We start from the raw sequence: 21,007 nt of genomic DNA on the forward strand, positions 1-21,007 counted from the left end.
CCACCGGCACAGGCCGCACCCGATGGACGATGCGCTGGAAACCAGTACTCAACGCCTTCGCCATCACCTTCGGTGACCGCTGGCCGGGAGCCGAAACCTACTGATCAACAACGCCGGACACACCGATCACGACACAGACCCTCGTGCAGCTTGGCGTGGACCGTGTGCACGAAACGCGACTCGGTATGCACGAACGCGGGACTCGCGCTGCGTGAACGCGGGACTCGGTATGCGCGAACGCGGGACTCGCGGTGTGTGAACCCGGGACTCGCGGGGTTACCAGCCGGTATTGCCTGGGCCTCGGGTGATGGTGAAGGCTGAGTTGTTGGCCAGGGGTGGGCCGTTGTTGGCGGTTACGGTGACGTTGCTGAAGATGCCGTTGCCTGGGGTGTTGAACTCCATGGCGGTGGTGCCGGTGCCGGTGAACGTCACCCGGTCGACGGTGAGGTTGGGGATCGCCTGCTGCCAGCTTGTCAGCAGGCCCTGGTAGGTGCTGTCGTTCACGGTCAGGTCGCGGAGCACCACGGCGCCGGTGAACGCGGTGGACGGTGCGTACAACCAGAGCGCGCCCAGGTCGCTTCCCCAGTCCAGGCTGTGCGTGCCGGTGCGGGTCAGCGTGTTGCGCTGCACCGTGGTGGTGGCGCTGAACGGGGTCGCGTCGTGCCAGTTGGACACCGTGATGCCCGAGCCCTGGAACACCGTGTCCGTGACGAGGGTGTCCTCGATCCTGTTGTTCGCGCCGCCGTAGACGGCCGCGCCGTTGGCGAGGATCGGGAGGCTGACGGTGTCGAACGCGAACACGCTGTCCCGGACGGTGCCGCCGATCCCGGCGTAGGACCACATCGCGAGCGCGTCGTCGCCGGTGTTGCGGAACGTGCTCTGCTCGACGCGCACGCCGGTCGCGTTGCCGTTCACGTTCACGCCGTCGGCCATCGTGTTGCGGACGCGGAGGACCGAGGCGAGGAGGCCGTTCGTGTCGCCCTTGACCCACAGGCCCACCTTGGCGTGGTTGGTGGCCACGTGGTGGACCAGCGAGCCGGTGCCGAAGTCGCCCTCGATGGCCGCGTCGGAGTTGGGCGCGCCGTCCGGGTCGCGGGTGGTGACGTCACCGTCAAACGTGAAGTCGGCGAGCTGGACGTTCGACCCCGTGGCCATGAACCCGCCACGGCGGTCGACGCCCTGCAGGACGGTGTGCCAGATGCCCGCGCCGCGCACGCTCACACCGGCCACCTCGATCAGCCCGCCGACGACGTACCGGCCGGCCGGGATCCAGACTCCCTTGGTGCCGCTGGACTTCGCCGCTGCGATGGCCGACCGGACGGCGGCCGTGTCGTCGTCGGCGTCGTTGGGGACGGCACCGTAGCTGTTCACGTTCACATAGCCGGTGGGAGCAGACAGGGCAGGGTCGGCGACCTCGGCGTCGACCAGGTCGACGGTGATCGTGTCGACGGCCGTGGTCTCCTTGGCCAGCCTGAGCACCGTGCCCGCCGGGTAGGTCGCCGGCAGCGTCGTCCGCGAGTCGTCGAAGTACCGGTGCGGGCGTTCGCCACCGGGCGCGCCGGCGAACGGGTAGGGCCCGTACATCCAGCTGTACCTCGAGGTGAGGGTCAGGTCGGCGACCTTGCTGCCCCCGGCGTACACCGCGAGCGGGGCGGTCGTGCCGGTGCCGGCCGCGTTGTCGGGGATGCTGGCGCGCACCGTGATCGCGTTGGCCGGCTTGGTGAGCGTCACCTGCACGTACTGCCCGATGCCGGTCAGCTCGACCGCGCGGCGGCCCGACGCCTCGGCCTGCCTCGTCGTGTAGGTGCGGTCGGCGGCGAGGACGCGGCCGGTGGTGCCGCCCGCCTCGGCCTCGTAGGTGGTGTACGGCAGGGTCGCGCCTCGCGGGTCGAGCGCGGTGCTGCCGGCCACGGCGACGTTGTCGAGCTGCACGCCGCCGGTGTCGCCCTGGTCGACCTGGTAGCCGAGCAGGTTCACCCCCGCCCGCATCGGCACGGTGTGGGTCACGGTCTGCCAGTCACCGGCGGGGAGGGTCACCTGTCCCTGCCGCAACCCGTTGGCGTACAAGGAAAGCGTGCGGCCGCCACCGGTCGGGTTGCGGAACCGCAGCGTGACGGCCGGCGCGCCGGCCGTGGGCACGTGCACGGTGCGGACGACCCGGGCGCCGACGGCGGTCAGCCCGGTGACGAAGCCGCTGCCGGTGTAGCCGGACACGTCGGCGCCGGTGGTGGCGCCGCCGGAGAGGAACGCGGTCTCCAGCTCGCCGCCGGTGGCCGGCAGCGCCGTGGTGAGCGCGAGGTTGTCCACGTTCACATTGCCGTTGTCGGCGGTGCCGTACCGGATCGCGACGGTGTTCGTGCCCGCCGTCAGCGTCACCGGCTCCGCCGTGGTGCCCCAGGTGTCCCAGTTCGCCGTGGCGGGCAAGGAGATCTGGCGCGTCGACCCGTTGACCACCAGTGACATCGTGCGGGTGCCGCCCGTGCCGTTGGCGTACCGGATCGTCAGGGTGCGGTCGCCCGCGGTGACGCCGGTGAGCGTGAACATCGCGGTGGCGTTGCCCTTGTTGGCGTCCACGAAACCACCGACGTACCCGGTGCCGGAGTAGCCGGGATGTTCCGACTCCACGACGGCGCCGCCGGACAGCTGCGCGGACTCCGCCTCCAGCCCGGCGGGGAGTGGCGCCACGGCCGCGTTGTCCACGTTCACATTGCCGTTGTCGCCGGTGCCGTACCGGAGCCCGATCGTGTTGTTCCCGCCAGTGAGCGTGACCGCCTGGTGGCTGGTGGCCCAGGTGTCCCAGTTCGCCGTGGCGGGCAAGGAGATCTGACGCGTCGACCCGTTGACCACCAATGACATCGTGCGGGTGCCGCCCGTGCCGTTGGCGTACCGGACGGTCAGGTCGGCGCCGCCCGCGGTCACGCCGGTGAACGTGAACATCGCCGTGGCGTTGCCCTTGTTGGCGTCCACGAAACCACCGACGTACCCGGTCCCGGTGTAGCCGGGGTGCTCGGTCTCCACGCTGGCGCCGCCGGTCAGCTGGGCGGCCTCGGCCTCCTGTGTCGTGGCGGCGGCGGCCGTCCCGCCGGTGAGCAGGGCGGCCGCCAGCAAGGCGGCGACCACCATGGACAGTCGGGTCAACATCGTTGTCGGCTCCTTTGTGCGGGGGTCAGCCTTTGACCGCGCCCTCCAGCGCGCCACCGCGCAGGAAAAGGCGCTGGAAGACCAGGAACAGCGCGATGGGGATGACGGACGAGATGGCGAGCGCGGCGAGGAAGACGTCGAGCTCGACGTATCGCTGGAGCGCGGGCAGCCGCACCGAGAGCGGCTGCACCGCCGGGTCGGGCAGCACCAGCAGGGGCCAGAGGAAGTCCTTCCAGCTGGCCACCACGGCGAACACCGACACCACGCCGATGATCGGCCTGGACATCGGCAGCACCACCGACCAGAACACCCGGAACGGTCCGGCGCCGTCCACCCTGGCGGCCTCGAACACCTCGCGGGGCAGGTTCGCGAAGAACCGCTGCACGATGACGACGTTGAAGGCGTTCGCCCCGGCGGGCAGCCACACGGCCCAGAACGTGTTGACCATCGAGGCGCGGACGACCGTCAGGTACAGCGGCACCAGCAGCACGATCGACGGCACGAACAGCGTCGCCAGCACGACACCGGAGACCAGCTTGCCGTACCGGGGCCGCAGCACCGCGAGCGCGTAGCCCGCGGTCGTGGCGACGACGAGCTGCACCAGCCACGAACCGGCCGCCATGACCACGGTGTTCAGGAAGTACTTGTCGATGTTCACCCGCGTCCACGCCGTGGCGAGGTTCGCGAGGTCGATGCCGTGCGGGAAGATCGCGAGCGGCGAGCGCAGCGTGTCCTGTGTGGGCGTCACCGCGGCCTTGGCCAGCCACAGCATCGGCCCGAGCCCGACGACCAGCAACGCGGCCAGCAGCACACCCTGCAGCACCCGCAGCGGACGGCGCACCCGCGGGGACGCCCACTCGGCCGGCGAGATCACCCCGCGGCTCATGACGTGCTCCACGACCGCGTGACCCGGAAGTACACCGCCGAGAACACGGCCAGCACCGCGGCGAGCAACAGGCTCAGCGCGGTCGCCCTGCCGTAGTCGCCGCCGAGGCTGTCGGCGAAGGCGTAGTCGTAGATCAGCAGCAGCACGGTCGTCGTGGCGTGCGCCGGGCCGCCGCCGGTGAACAGGAACGGCTCCAGGAACACCTGGGCGGTGCCGATGATCTGCAGGATGAACGTGACCAGCAGGACGTTGCGCAGGTTCGGCAGCGTGACGTGCCAGACCTTGCGCCACACCGAGGCGCCGTCGATCTCGGCCGCCTCGTACAGCTCGGGTGGCACGGCCGCCAGCGCGGCCAGGTAGATGATCATCGTGCCGCCGGCCGCCGCCCACGTGGCCTCCAGCACGAGCGACGGCATCGCGGAGTCCGCGTCCTGCAACCACTGTGCGGGCCCCAGTCCCACGGCGCCGAGGATCGTGTTGAACACCCCGTGCGGACCGGCGTCGAAGAAGAACTTCCACAGCAGCACCGCGACCACCGGCGGCACCACCACCGGCAGGTACGCCAGCGCCGCGAACAGGCCACGACGCCCGCGGACCTCGCTGATCAGCACCGCGGCCACGAGCGGGACGGGATAGCCGAGGAGCAGTGCCAGCAGGGCGAACCAGAGCGTGTTGCGCACCGCCGTCCACAGTAGAGGGTCGGCGAACACCGCGGCGAAGTTGTCGAGGCCGACGAACGTCGCCGCGGTCACCAGATTGGTCTCCTGCACGCTCATGACGACCGACTGGATGATCGGGCCCCAGGAGAAGAACCCGAACACCACCAGCAGCGGCGACAGGAACACCAGCGTGGACAGCCCGCCACCGCGTAGCCACGTGCGTGGGCCGCGCCGGCGCCGCGGTGCGCGCGCTCGCACGGCGGTCGTGCGCACCGGGCGCGGCAGGATCTTGACGGCCATGCCGGCCTCAGCCCCGGTCGAGCAGCGCCTGCGCCTGCGACTGGGCGTCGGCCAGCAGGCTGGGAATGTCGGCGTTCCGGTCGGTGAGCACGGTCTGGACCACGTTGTCGAGGATCTTGTAGACGTCCTGTGTGGACCTCGCGGGCTCCGGCAGCAGCGGCTGGTCGAACATCCTGCTCGTGTACGGCTTCAGCTGGTCGACCGGCACGTTCACGTACTGGGCGATCCACTTCTGCTGCGCGTCCCAGGTCGCCCGGTCCAGCACCGGCAGGTCCGGCGTGCCCACCGGCTGCCCGGACTCCGCCTGGGTCTTGGCGTTCAGCACGGCCGCGGCCTTGTCGGTGAGCTTGCCCAGGTAGAAGAAGTCGATCCACTGGACGGCGGCCGCGCGGGTCTTCTCCCCCGTCTTCGGGCTCACCACGGCCAGCGTGCCGCCGCCGAGGACGCCCGCGTCGCGATCGTCCGCGAGCGGCAGGACGGTGACGCCGTAGTCCGCCGGCTTCAACGCGTTCTGGGTGACGAGGTTGCCGTAGTTGCCGCCGCCCGACACGTACATCCCGATCCGCCCGGCCGCGAAGTCCTGGTTGATGCCGGCCCAGTCGTACAGGAAGTTGGCGCCCATGCTGCCGTCGTCCCACCGCATGGACCGCACGAGCGTCAGGACGTCCGCCATCTGGTCGGTGTCGATCGTCGCGGTCGCCTTGTCCCCCTTGAGGATCTCCAGCCGGCCCCCGTACGCGTAGTCCGCGGTGGCCAGTATCCAGCCGCCGGTGTTGTCGGTGGTCATCTGCGCGTAGCCGGCCTGCCCGGTGCGTGCCGTGATCTGCCTGGCCGCCGAACGCACCTCGGCCCAGGTCGACGGCGGGTCGTCGGGGTCGAGACCGGCCTGGGTGAACAGCGTGCGGTTGTAGTGCAGCGCCTGGGCGTAGGCCGCGATCGGCACCGCCCACTGTTTGCCGTCGATCGCCTGGCCGGCCCTGGCCACGTTGGGGTTGAACGACTTCGCGTACGGCAGCTTCGCGACCAGCGTGCTGACGTCGGCGATCTGCCCGCGCTCGATGAGCCCGCGGCCGTCGGTGAACGGCACGGTGAACACGTCGGGGATGGTGCCGCCGGCCAGTTGCGAGGTGAACGTCGCGGCCGTCCACGTGTACTCCTGGGGCCGGACGTCCACGTCCGGGTGTGCCTTCTCGAACTGGGCGACCCGCGCCTCGAACGCGTCGACGGCGTTCTGCTCGAGGCCGGCGTCCATCGCGACCTCGAGGATGACCTTGCCGTCGGCGTTCACCTCGTCCTCGACGGCACCACCGCCGCCCGACCCGCACGCGGCGAGCACGAGCGCGCACGACACCACGGTCGCTGACAGGAAAGACCTCATCGTCACTCCAGGTAGGTCAGACACGCAGCCAGGCGGCCACGTCGGTGGGTAGGCGGTCGCCGTCGAGGCCGGCGCTGGTGAGCAGGACCTCGCGGTGACCGGGCAGGGGCACCGGTTCGGCGCCGAAGTTGACCACGCACAGCACGTCGCCACGCGCGAACGCGATCACGTCCTCGGCGGACGCCAGCCAGGCGAACTCCTCGCCCCGCAGCAGGGATCGGCGCATCGCCAGCGCCGACCGGTACAGCGTGAGCATCGAGGCGGGATCGGCGTCCTGCGCGGCAACAGAAAGCGAGCCCCACCGGGTGGGCTGGGGCAGCCACGGGGCGCCGTCCCCGAAGCCGTACGACACGCCGTCGCGGGTCCACGGGACGGGCACGCGGCAGCCGTCACGGCCGGGATCGACGCCGCCGGAGCGGAAGTGCATGGGGTCGCGCAACGCGTCGAGCGGCAGGTCCTCGACCTCCGGCAGGCCCAGTTCGTCGCCCTGGTACACGTACAGCGTGCCCGGCAGCGCCGCGGTGAGCAGCGCGGCGGCCCGTGCCCTGCGTTCGCCCCGGGCCAGGTCCGTCGGCGTGTCGAACCTCTTGGCGTTGAAGCCGAACGAGCTGTCCACGCGCCCGTACCGGGTGGCCGGCCGCGTGACGTCGTGGTTGGACAGCACCCACGTCGGCGGCGCGCCGACCGGGGCGTGTGAGTCCAGGGTGGACTGGATGGCCTCGCGGAGCTGCTTGGCCTCCCAGGGCCGCATCATGAAGTCGAAGTTGAACGCCGAGTGCAGCTCGTCGGACCGCAGGTAGCGGGCGAAGCGGTGCGGGTCGTCGAGCCAGATCTCGCCGACCAGGACCCTGCCGTCGGCGTAGGAGTCGGCGACCGCCCGCCAGCCGCGGTAGATGTCGTGCAGCTCGTCGCGGTCCAGGAACGGGTGGTCGGCGGACTCGCCCACCTCCGGGAAGGCCGGGTCCTTGACCGGCATCGTGGCCGAGTCGATGCGAATGCCCGCCACGCCGCGGTCGAACCAGAACCGCAGCACCTCCTCGTGCTCGCGCCGCACGTCCGGATGGTTCCAGTTCAGGTCCGGCTGCCGCGTGTCGAACAGGTGCAGGTACCACTGCCCATCCTCGACCCGGGTCCAGGTGCCGCCGGAGAACGCGGACGTCCAGCCCGTCGGCGGCTCGCCGGCCGGGGAGCCGTCGCGGAACCAGAACCGTGCGCGCTCCGGTGCGCCCGGTCCCGCGGCGAGCGCGGCCCGGAACCACGGGTGCTCGTCGGAGACGTGGTTGGGCACGACGTCGACGATCGTCCGGATGCCGAGCGCGGCGGCCTCGCCGATCAGGGCCTCCGCCTCGGCGAGCGTGCCGAAGGCGGGGTCGATCGCGCGGTAGTCGGCCACGTCGTAGCCGCCGTCGGCCTGCGGCGAGGCGTACCACGGGGTGAACCAGACGGCGTCCACGCCCAGGTCCCGCAGGTACGGGAGCCTGGACCGCACGCCCGCGAGGTCGCCGACGCCGTCGCCGTTCCCGTCGGCGAAGCTGCGGGGGTAGATCTGGTAGATCACCGCGTTCCGCCACCACTGCGCAACCATGTTCGCTCCGGACTTCGCTCGACACCCACGCCTGCTAGACCTCATCACCGCTGCTCAGGGTGAGGTTTAGCGCTACACTTGCCGAGCGTGACGGTAGACGGGCGGTGCCCGCGGTGTCAACGGTCCTAGGCTTGGGTGATGGGGAAGGTGTGCGCATGCGGGTGACGCTCAGGGACATCGCCTCGGCGGCGGGCGTGAGCATGATGACCGTGTCCAACGTGGTCAACGGCAACCACGCGCGGGTCTCCCCCGCGACCGTCGCGAAGGTGCGGCGGATCGTGGACGAGCTCGGCTACGTCCCCAGCGCGTCGGCACGCAGCCTGGCCGCCCGCGCCTCGCACCTGGTCGGCCTGCTCGTGCCGGCGGCGGACGAGGACAGCCTCACGCTCAGCCCGCACAACACCGCGATCCTCGGCCAGGTCGAGCGGTCGCTCCGCAAGAGCGGCTACCACCTGCTGCTGCGTGGCATCGCCGATCCCGCCGAGATTCCCGAGGCGTTGCGGTCGTGGAGCCTGGACGGCGCGATCCTGCTCGGCTTCCTTGACGAGGAGATCGACCGTCTCGGCGCCGTCGAGCTTGGCCGGGTGCCGGTGCTCGCGATCGACAGCTACTCGGACAACCCGCTCACGACCGGCGTGCGCTCCGACGACTTCACCGGCGCCCGGCTGGCCACGGCGCACCTGATCGGCCTCGGCCATCGCGAGATCCTGTTCGCGGGGCCGGCCTTCGGCGACGCCGGCGTCGTGGCGGAACGTCGTCGCGGTTTCCTGGCCGCCTTCGCCGACGCCGGTCTGTCCCGTTCGGACGGTCTCGTCGCGACGGTCAACACCACGCACGAGGACGGCCTGGCGCTGGGCGGCCACCTGCTCGAGCGGTTCCCGTCGGCGACGGCGGTCTTCGCCACCGCGGACATCCTGGCCATCGGCGTCATGGCGGGTCTCGCGGAGGCGGGCGTGCCGGTGCCGGCCCGGCTGTCGGTGGTGGGGTTCGACGACCTCGACCTGAGCGCCTACGTCACCCCGAAGCTGACCACCGTGGCACAGGACATGACCGCCAAGGCGGACAACGCGGTGACGCTGCTGCTGGCGGAGGTGAAGGACGAGCGGCGCCCCGAGAGCCCGCTCACCCTGCCCGTACGGCTGGTCGAACGCGACTCGACGGCGCCGGCGTCGCGGTCGCCCTGGTAGGTGCTATCGTCGGCGCACGCGAAGTGCGGCGTCGGAACGCTTCGCGTGCCCCATCGCGGTGGCTTCTCGTGGCGCACAACGAACCCATGTTGAGGAGCTGTTGTGACCACCTTGGTTGTCGGAGCCCGGGGCAGTATCGGACGTCACGTCGTCGACCAGTTGCTGGCCGCCGGGGAGCTGGTGCGTGCGTCGGCGCGTGACCCCGCGTCCGCCCACCTGCCGCCCCGCGTGTCCGTCATCGCCGCCGACCTGACCAAGCCGGACACGCTGCGCGTCGCGTTGACCGGGGTGCGGAAGGTCTTCCTCTACGCGCCGTCCGGCGGCGTGGCGGCCTTCGTCGACGCGGCCCGCGACGCCGACCTCGAACGCGTCGTGCTCCTGTCGTCCGGGAGCGTGCTGCTGCCGTACGCGGTGGGCAACGCGATCGCCGACGAGCACCGGGCGATCGAGAAGCAGCTGGCCGGCTCGGGTCTGCCGTGGACGCCCATCCGCCCACTCGTCCTCGCGAACAACGCGCTGAACTGGGCCGAACCGATCCGGACGACCGGCACCGTCCAGCTGTTCCGGCCGGACGGGAAGACGGCGCCGGTCCACGAACGGGACGTCGCCGCGGTTGCGGTCGCGGCGCTCACCGGGACCGCCAACGGCGACGTCACCGGCATGCTAACCGGTCCCCAACTGCTGACCCAGCAGCGGCAGGTCGAGCTGGTCGGTGCCGCGCTCGGCAGGGACCTCGCGGTGCGGGAGCTGTCGGAAACCGAGGCACGAAGCCATTTCAGCCAGTTCGGCACGCCCGAGAACGTTGAGGCGGTGCTGCAGTTCGTCGCCGCGGCGGCCAACGACGGCTCACCCGCGACGGACACGGTCGAGCGGGTGCTCGGCCGTCCGGCCGTCCCGTTCGGACAGTGGGTTTACGAGCACGCGGCGGACTTCCGGTGAGCTAGTGTCCCGCGTAGGGCGGCCAGGCTCGCGGCGGCCTGCTCGTCGCCGAGTGCCGCGCCCTTCTCGTACCAGGCAACGGCTTCTTCCGGCTCGTCGCGGAAGTCGTGGATGTCGCCGAGGAGGTTCGTCGCGGCTGCGTCACCCGACTCCGCGGCACGCAGCAGCCACGGGTAGGCGTCTTCGTCGGACTCGCGGACGTGCCAGAGGAACGACCCCAGCTCACCGAACGCCTTCGGGAGGCCGGCGTCGGCCGCGCGGCGGAGCAGGTTCTCGATCTCCTGCTCCGCCTCGCTCTCGTCCTCGTAGCCGGTCAGGTCCTCCTCCAGGGACAGGGCCATCGCCAGCCACGCCTCCGGATCACTCACCGGTACCCCCGAATCTGACAGAACGTTCACCATCACCATGCCGGTGGTATTGAACCGCCGCCCCGCCCGGATGCGACACTCGCACCCACCACGACGGAGGGGGAACGAGGTGGCCGCACCGCCTGAGTCGTCAGTACCGCGCCGGATCTACGTATCCCACGGCCCCCGCGACGACCGGGCGGCGCTGCGGAGCGTGCGTACGGCACTCGAACAGGCCGGCTACGTGCCGCTGGGCGAATGGTCGGTGCCGGACATCGGCGACCCGCAGGACTTCCCCCACAGCCTCATCGCGACCGCCGACGGCGCCGTCGTGCTCGTCGACCCGGCCGCCCTCCAGTCGGCGACGGTGGCGAACGAGGCGATCGAGCTGCTCGGCCGCCGGACCGAGAGGCTCCAAGGCGACGACCCGTTTCCCGTGGTCCCGGTGCTCTCGGACCTCGTGTCGCCGGCCGAGCTCCGCACCGGCGGCCTGGCGGAACTGGGCGACCTGCCGATGGCCGGGGCCGCGTCGTTCCCCGACCGCGTCACCGAGACCATCGCGCTGCTCGACGCCACGTTCGCCGGCGGGCCGACCTCAGCCGCGCCCGACTTCCCGGCCCCCCTGTCGACGATCGCGGTGCTCGACATGGGCGTCCGGGTCACGACCGTGGCGTTGGGGACGGTGGCCGGCCGCCCGGTGCTGGCGGCCGGCGGCCTCGACGGTGTCGTACGGCTGTGGGACCTCCACCGGCTCGGCGAGAGCCCGCGGGTCTTCGAGAGGGTCGCCGGCCGCGTGCGGGCGGTGACCATCGACCGGCTGGTGGGTGCCGACACGCTGGTCATGAGCGGCGACGACGGGATGATCTGGCTCCGGGACGCGGCGGCCGACGCCTCCGTGAAGGGACTCAACCTGAATGACGGGCCGGTCAAGGCCCTCGCGACGGGACGGTTCGACGGTCGGGACGTGCTCCTCGCCGGCACGCCACTGGGCGTGACGATGGTGCTGGAGCTGGAGAGCCAGCCGATGGTGCCGTACCAGAAGAACGAGCGCAGGCAGTTCGAGCACCCTGGCTTCGTCAACGGGATCGCGCTCGACGGCAGCATGATGTTCACCGCCTGCGCCGACGGGAAAGTGCGTGCGTGGCGGCTCCCCGGCGACGAACCGGTGGTGCTGGTCGAGAACACGACGTTCACCGGGCACAGCGACTCGGTCAGCTCCGTGGCGACGCGCGGCGACGCGGTCTTCAGTGGCGGCTACGACGACACCGTGCGCCGCTGGGACGCCCGGACCGGGCAGGAGACCCACCGCTTCGCCGCGCGGGCGGGCGGGGTGCGGTCCGTCACGACGGCTGTCCTCGACGGCGTCTCGACGGTCGTCGTCGGTGGCAACGACGGTGTGATCCGGTTGTGGGATCCCCACACCGACGCCAGCACGACCCTCGCCGGCCACACCGGACCGGTGGGGACCGTCGCGTCCGGCTCGCTGGACGGCAGGCCGATCGTGGTGAGCGGTGGCCATGACGGCACGGTCCGGATCTGGGGCAACCCCGTCGCCGACCAGGTGGATTGGCTGTCCGACGCGCCGTCCCACCGTGACCTCCTCCACCGCAAGCCACTCGCCCGGGCGATCGCGACCCGGCTACGGAAGATGAACGACGAGGAGCCGGACACCTCCTTCCTCGTCCACATCGACGGGCCGTGGGGCGCCGGCAAGAGCACCCTGCTCAACTTCCTCGGCACCGAGCTGCGCGACGACTTCGTCACCGTCCCCTTCGACGCCTGGCGAGAGGCGGGCGTCGGCCCCGCCTGGTGGGCGCTCCTGACCGCCCTCCGCGAGTCCGTGCGAACACGGCACCGGTGGCCGGCGCGGCTCTGGCTGCGGGCCGCCGAGTCGGCCGCCCGGCTGCGGCGGGTCGGCGCGCCCTTCTTCCTCGCCCTTGCCCTGCTCGTCACGCTCGTCAGCGGGATCTGGCTGTTCACCCCCGCCTCCCTCGAAGGCCTCCAGGACACCGCCTCCACGATCGCCGGCGTGCTCGCCTCCGTCGGCATCCTCTGGGCCGGTTCCCTTGTCGCCGGCCGGTTCCTGCTCTGGGACTCCGCCCGGGGCGCCCGCCTGTTCGAGCAGAACAACACCAACCCCATGCTCGAGGTCACCCGCCACTTCGGCTGGCTCCTGCGGCGGTCGAGCAAACCCGTCGTCTTCCTCGTCGACGATCTCGACCGATGCCCGGACTCCTACGTCGTCGAGCTGCTCGACAGCGTGCAGACCCTCGTCCGGGACGCCGGCACGCCCAGCGCACACGTCGTCGTCGCGGCCGACGGGGCCTGGATTCGCACCAGCTACGAGTTGCACTACGCGACCTTCGCGGCCGCCGTCGCCGAGCCCGGCCGGCCCCTCGGTTACCTCTTCCTCGACAAGTTCTTCCAGCTCCGCGTCCCCGTCCCCACCATCGACGCCACCCGCCAGCGCCAGTACCTGCGCGAGCTTCTCCGCGGCCCCGCAGCCGTCGCCCGCACCACCCTCGCCCAGGAGGAGAGCCGCGTACGCCGGCAGCTCGACCGCAGCGTCACCGAGGCCCAGGTCGTCGAGACGCTCCGCGGCACCAGCGACGAGGTCCGAGACCGCGTGGCCGGCGCCGCCCTCGACAAGCTCACCACCCCCGAGGCCGTCGCCGCCAGCGAGCACAGCCTCCAGCGCTTCGCCGTCCTCCTCCCGCCCAACCCGCGCACCATGAAGCGGTTCGTCAACACCTACAGCGCCATGCGCGCCGTCCGCACCCTCGAAGGCAACCCGGTACGCGTCGAGTCGCTCGCACTGTGGACGATCATCGAGATCCGCTGGCCCGGCCTCGCCGACCACCTCCGCGCCCGGCCGCGGGACATCGGGCTCGTCGGGGACGACGAGCCACGGGACCTGCCCGCCACCCTGCGCCCCCTGTTCACCGACCCCGCCCTGCGCCTGCTCATCGGCTTCGACCCCGCCGCGCCGCTCGACGCCGGGGTCATCCGGTCGTGCCTCGGCGCCGGCAACTACGGTGACCAGGCATGACCGGACCATTCAACGCGGGGGAGGCGGCGCACGCCGGCGGCGTCACCACGGTCGCGGGCAGCACCTTCTGCCTGTCCGGGCCCACCGGCGACTTCACCCCCGGCGCGCCGCACGGCCTGTTCCTCGCCGACGCCCGGGTGCTGTCCCGCTGGGACCTCCGCCTCGACGGACGCCCCGCGGAACCGCTGTCCGTCCAGCAGCCCGAGGCGTTCCTGACCACGTTCGTCCTGCGCCTGTCGCAGTCGCTGCTGCTGACCAGGACACGGCTCGTCGCCGACGGCATGCGGGAGACCATCCGCATCGACAACTTCGGCCCGCGACCGGCCACGGTCACCGTCGACCTGCACGTCGACGCCGACTTCGCGGACCTCTTCTCGGTCAAGCACGGCCAGGCCAGGCACGACGCCGTCCCCATCGCGAGCACCACCACCGAGAACGGGCTCGCGCTGCTCGGCCGTGACCGGGGCGTGTCGGTCACCGGCGGTCCCGCGGGGGCGCCGGGCACGCTGAGCTGGCACGTCACCGTGCCGCCACGCGGGCGCTGGGAGACCGAGGTGACGGTCCTGGCGAGCGCCGGTGGCCGGACCGTGCCGCCCGGCTTCGCCGAGCCGGCACGACGCCTCCGCACGTGGCGGGCCGCCAACACGGCCATCGCGGCCACCGACCCGCGGCTGGCGACCGTGTTGCGCCGCACCGAGAACGACCTCGGCGCGCTGCGCATCGACGGGTTCGTCGCCGCCGGCGCGCCGTGGTTCATGACGCTCTTCGGCCGCGACAGCCTGCTCACCGCGTGGATGGCGCTGCCACTCGACCCGGCCCTCGCGCTCGATACCCTCCGCACCCTCGCCGAGTCACAGGGCACGCGAACGGACCCGTTCACCGAGGAGCAGCCGGGCCGCATCGTGCACGAGCTGCGCCGCGGCCCGGACAGCACCGCCCTGCTCGGCGGCAGCCACTACTTCGGCACCGCCGACGCCACCCCGCTGTTCGTCATGCTGCTCGCCGAGGCGTGGCGGTGGGGCACCGACGAGCACGCGATCCGTGCGCTGCTACCGAATGCCGACGCCGCACTGTCCTGGTTGGACGGTCACGGCGACTTCGTGACCTACCGGCGCAGCACCGACCGCGGCCTGGTCAACCAGGGCTGGAAGGACAGCCCCGACGCCATCAACGACGCCGGCGGCGGGCTCGCGACCGCCCCGATCGCGCTGTGTGAGGTGCAGGGGTACGCCTACGCCGCGTGGCTGGCCCGCGCCGAGCTCGCCGAGGCGTTCGGCGGGGACGCGGACGGACCGCGCAAGAAGGCCGAGACCCTCAGGGAACGGTTCGCCGAGGCCTTCTGGCTGCCGGACCGCGGCTGGTACGCGGTCGCGCTGGACGGCGCGCGGCGACCGGTGGACGCGCTCACCAGCAACACCGCCCACTGCCTGTGGACCGGCATCGCCACCGACGAGCACGCCACCGTGCTGATCGACCACCTGTCCGAACTGGACAGTGGGTTCGGGCTGCGCACCCTCGCGCCGTCAATGGGCGCCTACAACCCGATGAGCTACCACAACGGCTCGGTGTGGCCGCACGACACGGCGATCGCGGTGGCCGGGCTGCTGCGCTACGGGCACCTTCCCGGCGCGGTCGACCTCGCACACCGGCTCGCGCAGGGCCTGCTCGACGCGGCCACCGCGTTCGGCGGCCGGCTGCCCGAGCTGTACTGCGGTTTTTCCCGGGCCGATTTCGACCCGCCCGTGCCGTTCCCGACCGCCTGCTCGCCGCAGGCGTGGGCAAGCGCCGCTCCCCTGCTGCTGGTACGTGCGCTCCTGGGCCTGGAGCCCCACGTGCCGCGCGGGACACTGACCGTCGACCCGCGGCTGCCGGCGGGCTGGGGCGAGATCACGCTGGAGGGACTGAGGCTGGGCGCCGCCACGATCACGACAGGCAGCGACCGGGCGCCAGGCTTGGGAGACTTGCCGGCATGAACACGGGACTGCTCAGTCCGGTCTGGCCGGGCACCGGCATGGACACGCTGCTCGCCGACGAGGCCTGGGTCGAGGCCATGCTCTCGGTCGAGGTCGCGCTGGCCCGCACGCAGGCCCGCCTCGGCGTCATCCCGGCGGCCGCCGTCGCGCCGATCGCCGAGGCCGCCGGGTCGGCCCACCTCGACGTCGCGGACCTGGCGGTGCGCGCCCGCGGCGCGGGGAACCCGGTGGTGGAGCTGGTCAGCGAGCTCACGGCGGCCGTCGCGAGGCTCGACGAGGGCGCGGCCGAGTTCGTGCACCGCGGCGCCACGAGCCAGGACATCCTCGACTCGGCCACGATGGTGCTCGCCGCCCGCGCGCTGCGCCGGGTCGACGCCGACCTGTGCCGGGTCGCGAACGCGCTGGCCAGGCTCGCCGACGACCACCGGAACACCCCGATGGCCGGCCGCACCCTGACCCAGCACGCGGTCCCGACGACGTTCGGCCTCAAGGCGGCCGGCTGGCTGACGCTCGTGCTGGACGCGCTTGAACGGCTGCGGCGGACCGCGCTGCCGGTGCAGGTCGGCGGCGCGGCCGGCACGCTGGCCGCGTACGTCGAGTACGCGAAGGCGGCGGGCGTGCCGGCCGAGGGCCACGCGCTCGCCCTGACCGAGGGCGTGGCCGCGGAGCTGGGGCTACCCGTGCCGGCGGCGCCGTGGCACACGCAGCGCACGCCGGTGCTGGACCTCGGCTGGGTGTGCGCCGCGGTCACGGGCGCGCTCGGCAAGCTGGGCCTCGACGTGCTCGGCGCCAGCCGGACGGAGGTCGGCGAGGTGGCCGAGCCGGCGGGCGGGTCGTCGTCGGCCATGCCGCAGAAGCGGAACCCGGTGCTGTCGGCGCTGCTGGTGTCGGCGGCGCGGCAGGCGCCGGCGTACGCGGCGATACTCGCCCAGAGCATGCTGGCCGAGGATGAGCGCTCGGGCGGCGGGTGGCAGTCGGAGTGGCAGCCGCTGCGGGAGTCGTTGCTGCTGGCGGGCGGCGCGGCCCACACCGCGGCGGAGCTGGTCGAGGGGCTGCGGGTGTTCCCCGACCGGCTGGCGGTGAACCTGGGGCTGTCCGGCGGCCTGATCGTGACCGAACGGGTGAACGTGGTGCTGGCCCCGGTCCTCGGCAAGGCCGCGGCGAAGAAGCTGCTCGGGGAGATCGCCGCCCGGCCCGGTTCGTTCGCGGACCGGCTGCGCGACATCCCGGAGCTGCGCGACGACCTCGACGAGCTGCTGGACCCGGCCAACTACCTCGGCGCGGCCGGCGAGCTGGTGGACCGGGTGCTGGCCCGCAAGGCGACGCTCGCCTGATATTCGTTGGCCCGCGGCGGGTGTTTGGGGGAGCATGGAGCCTCGCCGCGCTCTGTGAGCGAAACCAACAACCAGTGAGGGGGCATCCCGCCGTGCGCGAGAGAAAGACGGCGGTACTGCTGGCACTACGCTACTACTGGCGAGAACTGTTCAGCCGCAAGGCAATCGCCGTTCCCGCGCTGCTCCTTCCCGCGGTCGGGAACATCTGCATCAACTACGTCACGCCACTGGTCGTCGCCGGGCTCGCCGGGAGGCTGGTCGACGGGATGCCAATCGAGTTCGCCACCGTCGCGCCGTGGATCTTCGGCTTCGCCACCGTGCTCCTGGTCGCCGAGGTGCTGTGGCGGATCGGCATCCACTGTCTCAACAGGACGGACGGGCTCGGCATCGAGCGCCTCTACGTCCTCGGCATGAACGAGCTGCTGGCCAAGGACGCCGCGTTCTTCCACGACAACTTCGCCGGCTCGCTCACCAAGCGGGTGCTGAGCTTCGCGTCGCGGTTCGAGGAGTTCGTCGACACGATGGCGTTCTCGGTGGTGGCGAAGATCGTGCCGCTGCTGTTCGCCTCGGTGGTGCTGTGGCAGTACGACCCGATGCTCGTCGTCGTGCTGGTCAGCCTCATCGCGACGACGGGGTTGCTCGTGGCGCCGCTGGTGCGCCGGCGCCAGAAGCTGGTCGACGAACGGGAGGCCGCGTTCGCGCGGGTGTCCGGGCATGTCGCCGACACCATCGGCAACATGGCGACCGTGCGTGCCTTCGCGGCCGAGGGACGGGAGGCCGAGGAGCACCGCGACCGGGTGGCCAACCTGCGCCGGCTCGCGATGCGGTCGTGGGACTACGCGAACCTGCGCATCGACATCGTGGTGGCGCCGATCTCGGTGCTCACCAACGCGCTCGGCCTGCTGCTGGCGGTCACCCTCAGCGACGGCACGCTCGGCGTCGGAGCGATCATCGTGGCGTTCACCTACTTCTCGAACGCCACGACGATCATGTTCGAGTTCAACCAGATCTACCGACGGCTCGAGAGCTCGCTGACCGAGGCCGCCCAGTTCACCGAGCTGCTGCTCGACCCGCCGACGGTGCTCGACCCGCCGTCGCCGGAACCACTGCGCCCGGCCGCGGCCGACGTCCGGTTCGAGAACGTGCGGTTCGCCCACGCCGGCGCGCCGGTCCTGTTCGAGAACCTGGACCTGGTGGTGCCGAGCGGCACGAAGGTCGGTCTGGTGGGCCGGTCGGGCGGCGGCAAGTCCACGCTGACCCAGCTGCTGCTGCGCATGATGGACATCGAGTCGGGCACGATCCGGGTCGGCGGCCAGGACATCGCCCGGCTGCGGCAGGCGGACCTGCGCGGCCTCATCGCGTACGTCCCGCAGGAACCGGCGATGTTCCACCGCACACTGCACGACAACATCGCGTTCGCCCGCCCCGGCGCGACGAAGGAGGAGGTACTGGCCGCGGCGCGGACCGCACACGTCACGGAGTTCGCCGAGACCCTGCCCGACGGCTTCGAGACCCTGGTCGGCGAGCGCGGCATCAAGCTGTCCGGCGGCCAGCGCCAACGAGTGGCACTGGCCAGGGCGATCCTGCGGGACGCCCCGATCCTGCTCCTGGACGAGGCGACGAGCGCGCTGGACTCGGAAAGCGAGATCCTGATCCAGGAGGCACTCTGGCGGATCATGGCGGGCCGCACCGCACTGGTCGTCGCCCACCGGCTGAGCACGGTCGCACGCATGGACAAGCTGGTAGTCCTGGACCACGGCGCGATCCTCGAACAGGGCACCCACGACGAGCTGCTGCGACAGCAGGGCACGTACGCACGCCTGTGGCAGCACCAGTCGGGCGGTTTCCTCACCGAGGAAACCGAGGATGTCCGCGAGCTCACAGGGGAAACCGCCGCCCGGTAGCCGGACCCGTGGCACGATCACCGTCATGGACGACGTGGTTCAGGCGGTGATCGACCGGGTGGTGGCGGCCGCGGCGCGGCATGACGCCGCGCAGGAGGACCGGCTCGACCGGTGGCGGGTACTGGAGCCGGACGCGGGCCGGTTCGTGTGGTTCCTCGCGCAGACCGTCGGGGCGCGGAACATCGTGGAGATCGGGACGTCGCGGGGCGTCTCCACGCTGTGGCTCGCGGACGCCGCGCGCACGACCGGTGGGCGGGTCGTCAGCTACGACACCGATCCCGCCGCGCAGCGGGACGCGGCCGCGACCATCGCGGAGGCCGGGCTGGCGGACTTCGTGGAGCTGCGGCTGGCCGACGGCGGGAAGGGGCTGAGCGGGTTCGGCGACGGGGAGGTCGACCTGCTGTTCCTGGACGCCGAGCGCACCGAGTACCCGTCCTGGTGGCCGCATCCCGTGCGTGTGCTGCGGTCCGGCGGCGTGCTCGTGGCCGACAACGCGCTGTCCCACCCGGACGAGATCGCGCCGCTGCGTGAGCTGCTGCGCGCGGACCTCACGGCGGTGACGACGATCCCGGTCGGCAAGGGCGAGCTCGTTGCCCTCCGGCGATAGGCCGGCGCTGGACCAGCGACTCGTCGACCACGTGGAACGCGGCGAGTGGCTCGACCTCGCGGGCGACGAACCGGTTGACACACAAGCGATGTCCACGTGGGGCGCGGACCGCGTGGTGTCCGCGATCGTCCTGCGGGACATCGTGCGCGGCACGGCGACCGACAACCCCGACCCACGTGGGTTGCGCCTGCGGGGCGCCCGCATCAGGGGCCGGCTCGACCTCGCGTTCATCACCAGCTCGGTTCCCGTGGCGCTCAACGACTGCGTGTTCGAGGAGGGGCTGAACGCCGTCGACGCGCGGCTGCCGCTGCTGGACCTCGAAGGGTGCCTGATCGCGCACCCCACCGAGATCCCGTTCATCGCGAGCGGCCTCAACAGCTCGGAGCTGAGCCTGCGCCGGGCGACCGTGACCAGCGCCGCCACCGGCGCCGCGGTGCTGATCGGCGCCGAGCTGGGTGACCTGGACTGCTGGGGCGCCACGATCACCAACACGGTCGGGAACGCACTGACCGCCGACAACCTCCGGGTACACCGGAGCGCGTTGCTGGGCGGCGGGTTCACGGCGACCGCCGCCGCGGGCGACGCCGCGGTCACGCTCACCGACGCGGAGATCGGCGAGGTGCTCTTCCTCGGCACCACCCTGCGCAACGACGACGGCACGGCGCTCGGCGGGGAGAACCTCCGGGTGCACCGCAAGCTCATGCTGCGCAACGGTTTCACCGCCTCGGGCACGGGCGTGCTCGGCGCGGTCAACCTCGACGGCGCGGAGCTCGGCGAGCTGGACTGCGCCGACGCCGACCTCGTCAACCCGACCGGCCCGGCGTTCTCCGCGGCCGACATGCGGGTGCGCCGGGACGCCTCGTTCTACCGCGCCACCCTCACCGGCGGCGGCAGCGGCGGTGTCCTCTCGCTCGTCGGAGCCGAGCTGGGCGAGCTGGTCTGCAACGACATCACGGTCCGCAACCCGAGCGGCTCGGCGGTGTACGCCACGAACCTCCGGGTCCAGCGGGACCTCTCGCTCGACGACTGCGAGCTACAGGCCGGCGACCGCGGCTACGCGGTCGACCTCGACGGCGCCCACGTCGGCGGCGGCCTGTCGCTGTCCGGCACGCGGCTCGTCCAGCCCGACCGGGGTCGCCGCCTGTACGTCGACGGCCTGACCTACGCCAACCTGCCTGCCGGGATCTCCACCGACAACTGGCTGAAGCTGTTGCGGGAGGCCACACCGTGGTACGCCGCCCAGCCGTACCAGCACCTTGCGGCCCTCCGGCGCGCCGCGGGACACGACAGCGAGGCACGGCGTGTGCTGATGGCACAACGGCGTGACCAGCTCGACCGGCGAGCGCTCACCGGCCGGACCGAGCGGGCGTGGGTCCGGTTCACCGGTCTCACCCTCGGCTACGGCTACCAGCCGTGGCGTGCGTTGATCTGTCTGCTGCTGGTCATCGCGACGGCCGTGATGCTCGCGGTCGTGCTCGGCGGGCAGGGTGGTCTGGCCCAGGCCGCGGCGCCCGGCTCGCCCTGTCCGGTGGTCGAGCGGGTGGGCGTCGGGCTCGACCTCGGGACGCCACTGCTCACCACCCGGAGCCGTTGCGACGTCACGACTTCCGGCGCGGGCCAGATCCTGACCATGACCGGCTGGGCACTGCGGCTGCTGGCATGGGCTTTCGCCACGCTGTTCATCGCCGGCTTCACGAGCGCGGTACGACGGACCTAGG

General features: G+C 71.9%; 14 protein-coding genes. 8 read left to right on the forward strand and 6 right to left on the reverse strand.

The window, feature by feature from the left end; genetic code table 11:
- Positions 1 to 276 precede the first annotated feature (276 nt).
- Genes VET29_RS23960 through VET29_RS23980 form a run of 5 tightly spaced genes read right to left on the reverse strand, consistent with a single transcriptional unit; the run spans position 277 to position 7,949 of the window.
- Positions 277 to 3,141 (reverse strand): CBM35 domain-containing protein, encoded by a 2,865-nt coding sequence (locus VET29_RS23960; protein ID WP_324924241.1) that lies wholly within the window; start codon positions 3,139 to 3,141, stop codon positions 277 to 279.
- A gap of 25 nt (positions 3,142 to 3,166) precedes the next feature.
- Positions 3,167 to 4,027: a carbohydrate ABC transporter permease gene (locus VET29_RS23965; RefSeq protein WP_324924243.1), complete on the reverse strand. Its 861-nt coding sequence runs from the start codon at positions 4,025 to 4,027 to the stop codon at positions 3,167 to 3,169.
- On the reverse strand, positions 4,024 to 4,986 hold the full coding sequence (locus VET29_RS23970; RefSeq protein WP_324924245.1) for a sugar ABC transporter permease: 963 nt from the start codon (positions 4,984 to 4,986) through the stop codon (positions 4,024 to 4,026). Before VET29_RS23970 ends, VET29_RS23965 begins: the two co-directional genes overlap by 4 nt.
- A gap of 7 nt (positions 4,987 to 4,993) precedes the next feature.
- Positions 4,994 to 6,364 carry an extracellular solute-binding protein gene (locus VET29_RS23975; RefSeq protein ID WP_324924248.1) on the reverse strand — a complete coding sequence of 457 codons (1,371 nt, stop codon included), beginning with the start codon at positions 6,362 to 6,364 and terminating at the stop codon, positions 4,994 to 4,996.
- A 16-nt stretch (positions 6,365 to 6,380) separates the two neighbouring features.
- Positions 6,381 to 7,949, reverse strand: a complete 1,569-nt coding sequence (locus tag VET29_RS23980) for a glycoside hydrolase family 13 protein (RefSeq protein WP_324924250.1) — start codon at positions 7,947 to 7,949, stop codon at positions 6,381 to 6,383.
- Between the two features lie 155 nt (positions 7,950 to 8,104).
- Here VET29_RS23980 and VET29_RS23985 point away from each other — a divergent pair, with 155 nt between their 5' ends.
- Both VET29_RS23985 and VET29_RS23990 read left to right on the forward strand, forming a co-directional pair.
- Entirely contained in the window at positions 8,105 to 9,136 is a 1,032-nt protein-coding gene (locus tag VET29_RS23985; protein WP_324924252.1) for a LacI family DNA-binding transcriptional regulator, read from the forward strand.
- Between the two features lie 102 nt (positions 9,137 to 9,238).
- Positions 9,239 to 10,075, forward strand: coding sequence for an NAD(P)H-binding protein (locus VET29_RS23990; protein ID WP_324924254.1), 837 nt, complete (start codon positions 9,239 to 9,241; stop codon positions 10,073 to 10,075).
- Here the strand turns inward: VET29_RS23990 and VET29_RS23995 are convergent.
- Complete coding sequence (locus VET29_RS23995) at positions 10,048 to 10,443, reverse strand: hypothetical protein (protein ID WP_324924256.1); 396 nt, start codon at positions 10,441 to 10,443, stop codon at positions 10,048 to 10,050. The genes VET29_RS23990 and VET29_RS23995 overlap by 28 nt on opposite strands.
- Before the next feature lie 109 nt (positions 10,444 to 10,552).
- On the opposite strand from VET29_RS23995, the gene VET29_RS24000 reads away from it, so the two are divergent.
- The 6 genes from VET29_RS24000 to VET29_RS24025 all read left to right on the forward strand — a co-directional run bounded on the left by VET29_RS24000 (position 10,553) and on the right by VET29_RS24025 (position 21,006).
- Positions 10,553 to 13,471: a P-loop NTPase fold protein gene (locus tag VET29_RS24000; protein ID WP_324924258.1), complete on the forward strand. Its 2,919-nt coding sequence runs from the start codon at positions 10,553 to 10,555 to the stop codon at positions 13,469 to 13,471.
- A complete protein-coding gene (locus VET29_RS24005) occupies positions 13,468 to 15,444 on the forward strand; it encodes a glycogen debranching N-terminal domain-containing protein (RefSeq protein ID WP_324924260.1) in 1,977 nt (658 codons plus the stop codon). Before VET29_RS24000 ends, VET29_RS24005 begins: the two co-directional genes overlap by 4 nt.
- Positions 15,441 to 16,778: a lyase family protein gene (locus tag VET29_RS24010; RefSeq protein WP_324924262.1), complete on the forward strand. Its 1,338-nt coding sequence runs from the start codon at positions 15,441 to 15,443 to the stop codon at positions 16,776 to 16,778. The genes VET29_RS24005 and VET29_RS24010 overlap by 4 nt, the downstream gene beginning before the upstream one ends.
- A gap of 92 nt (positions 16,779 to 16,870) precedes the next feature.
- Positions 16,871 to 18,682 (forward strand): ABC transporter ATP-binding protein, encoded by a 1,812-nt coding sequence (locus VET29_RS24015; RefSeq protein ID WP_324924264.1) that lies wholly within the window; start codon positions 16,871 to 16,873, stop codon positions 18,680 to 18,682.
- Between the two features lie 25 nt (positions 18,683 to 18,707).
- Entirely contained in the window at positions 18,708 to 19,289 is a 582-nt protein-coding gene (locus tag VET29_RS24020; RefSeq protein WP_324924266.1) for an O-methyltransferase, read from the forward strand.
- A complete protein-coding gene (locus VET29_RS24025; RefSeq protein WP_324924268.1) occupies positions 19,273 to 21,006 on the forward strand; it encodes a hypothetical protein in 1,734 nt (577 codons plus the stop codon). The genes VET29_RS24020 and VET29_RS24025 overlap by 17 nt, the downstream gene beginning before the upstream one ends.
- The last annotated feature ends 1 nt before the right edge of the window (position 21,007 follow it).

It is taken from the genome of Actinophytocola sp. (assembly GCF_035634895.1).
Lineage (GTDB): Bacteria > Actinomycetota > Actinomycetes > Mycobacteriales > Pseudonocardiaceae > Actinophytocola.

Bases quoted from the DNA above. Each gene is read 5' to 3' on its own strand.
- VET29_RS24020 (WP_324924266.1), top strand. From the start codon at position 18,708: ATGGACGACGTGGTTCAGGCGGTGATCGACCGGGTGGTGGCGGCCGCG.
- VET29_RS23970 (WP_324924245.1), bottom strand. From the start codon at position 4,986: ATGGCCGTCAAGATCCTGCCGCGCCCGGTGCGCACGACCGCCGTGCGA.
- VET29_RS23965 (WP_324924243.1), bottom strand. From the start codon at position 4,027: ATGAGCCGCGGGGTGATCTCGCCGGCCGAGTGGGCGTCCCCGCGGGTG.
- VET29_RS24010 (WP_324924262.1), top strand. From the start codon at position 15,441: ATGAACACGGGACTGCTCAGTCCGGTCTGGCCGGGCACCGGCATGGAC.
- VET29_RS23975 (WP_324924248.1), bottom strand. From the start codon at position 6,364: ATGAGGTCTTTCCTGTCAGCGACCGTGGTGTCGTGCGCGCTCGTGCTC.
- VET29_RS23980 (WP_324924250.1), bottom strand. From the start codon at position 7,949: ATGGTTGCGCAGTGGTGGCGGAACGCGGTGATCTACCAGATCTACCCC.
- VET29_RS24005 (WP_324924260.1), top strand. From the start codon at position 13,468: ATGACCGGACCATTCAACGCGGGGGAGGCGGCGCACGCCGGCGGCGTC.
- VET29_RS23960 (WP_324924241.1), bottom strand. From the start codon at position 3,141: ATGTTGACCCGACTGTCCATGGTGGTCGCCGCCTTGCTGGCGGCCGCC.
- VET29_RS23985 (WP_324924252.1), top strand. From the start codon at position 8,105: ATGCGGGTGACGCTCAGGGACATCGCCTCGGCGGCGGGCGTGAGCATG.